We start from the raw sequence: 278 nt of genomic DNA on the forward strand, positions 1-278 counted from the left end.
GGCAGCACCACCACGGTGACCATCACCATCACTGGTACCGACGATCTGCCAGAAATTTCCAGCGACGCCGACCGCATCACCGAAGGGGATACCGCCATCCTTGATGGCACCCTGACCGCAAGCGATGCCGACAACCCAGACTTGGCCTTCAACGCCAACACCATCGACGATCCTTACGGCACCTTCGTGGTCAACGCCGATGGCAGCTGGACCTTCGACTTGGCCGATAACGACACCGTTGATGCGCTGACTTTGGGTCAGGAAGAAGTTCGTGAGTT

Annotated in this window: 1 protein-coding gene; it reads left to right on the plus strand. The window is 58.3% G+C overall.

What is annotated here, in order from left to right; translation table 11 throughout:
• Positions 1 to 278 (plus strand): VCBS domain-containing protein (locus Q0796_RS18225; protein WP_298445912.1); only part of this gene is annotated, 278 nt, incomplete at both ends.

This window comes from uncultured Ferrimonas sp. (assembly GCF_947489035.1).
In the GTDB taxonomy this organism is placed as follows: domain Bacteria; phylum Pseudomonadota; class Gammaproteobacteria; order Enterobacterales; family Shewanellaceae; genus Ferrimonas.